The 1,496-nt window shown below is 50.1% G+C and carries 1 protein-coding gene; it reads right to left on the bottom strand.

The features are described from left to right. On the bottom strand, positions 1-631 hold a 631-nt coding region (locus V6D20_13200; GenBank protein HEY9816737.1), incomplete at its 3' end, for a 1-deoxy-D-xylulose-5-phosphate synthase N-terminal domain-containing protein. Between the last annotated feature and the right edge of the window lie 865 nt (positions 632-1,496).

Genomic DNA, 1,496 nt, shown 5'->3' with positions numbered 1-1,496 from the left:
GCTTAAATTGCTCCTCTAGATTCTCTGAGAGAAACTGCACCGGCGGGCTGAGACGCATCCGGTTGAGGTAGCGGGGAATCGCACCCACGTTGGGAGAAATCGACATTTCGTTGTCGTTCAAAACCACCATCAAGCTGGTTTTAGGCAAATGCCCCGCATGGTTGATAGCTTCTAGAGCCATCCCGCCCGTCAACGCTCCGTCTCCAATCACAGCAACAACCTTGAAGGTTTCTCCTTTGGCGTCGCGGGCCATCGCCATACCTAGGGCAGCAGAAATACTGGTGGAGGCATGACCGGCACCAAAGTGATCAAACGAGCTTTCACAACGCTTGAGATAGCCCGCGACACCATCCTTCTGGCGAAGCGTATGAAAATCACCATAACGCCCTGTGATCAGCTTGTGGGGATAAGCCTGGTGACCCACATCCCAAATCACCTTGTCATGATCCAGATCCAATGTTTGGTAGAGACCCAGCGTTAGTTCAACAACGCCTAGCCCCGGCCCAAGATGCCCACCACTCGCTGCAATGGTCTCTAGATGCTTTTCGCGAATCTGGCGCGCAATTTGATTCAATTGATGAATCGACAGACCATGCAGTTGATTGGGGTGGGTCAATTCACTGAGGTGCATAGGAATTTACCTTTACCTTGTTAAGTTCTTAAACGGAGCCTTGGTTATTTCACTCTAGTGCAATCTGGGGGCGTGAGTGCTGAAGCAGGAGGTTCGTTTGTCAGTCTCCTCTGGAGTCCTACGATGGAGCCCTAAGCACCCACACCTAAACCTGCTTTTCAAAATCTGTTCCAGCGGCAAATCTTGAGTGGTGGAGAGCATAGAGGACAGCGATCGCCTTGGATCCACCCTTGACCGCATGTCTGTTTTGAACAAACCTTAAAGGACAGAAGATGGACATTAGGCATCAAACTTGAGCCTAATGGTGAGCTTAATATTTAACCAATACAGCGTTTTCTTTAATTTAGTATTACTTAAATTAATATTGATTAACAGTTTCGCCTATGAGAACCGCTACCTACCCTCAGGTCTATAGCCTCAGGTCTACATGGATAGTTCGTGCATCGATCGATGCAGATAGACACCAGCTTGTAGACCCTATCCATTGATAAGAGACCCATAACTTCACCGCCTGATCATGATCAACGGACTGATACCAACAGGGCGGACTTTGGGCAACCTGAGCCAAGAGTGACTTGATCGGCAACCCTGCACCTCTGCAGCTACGTTGATAGGGTCACGATTCATGACTCGACACCATATTCATAGACATCAGTTAATCTAGACATTAGTTAGTCTAGGGACGGTCGTTTTGCGATCGCCCCATTATCGACCGGTCTAGGTGTTGTCCATCAAACCCTTCCCTCAGCCTTAGGGCTCACGCTAGGGTCAGACTAGTCCCGCCAACACCTTCCCCTAATCTCGACGTTGTAATGACAGGAAGTGGCTTATGACCGACGCCCAACGGGCCCCCCCCCCCCCCCCC

The sequence above is a fragment of the Candidatus Obscuribacterales bacterium genome (assembly GCA_036703605.1).
Taxonomy (GTDB): Bacteria; Cyanobacteriota; Cyanobacteriia; order RECH01; family RECH01; genus RECH01.
The sequence above is the reverse complement of the archived record's forward strand: the minus strand, read 5'-3'. Positions and strand labels throughout refer to the sequence as shown.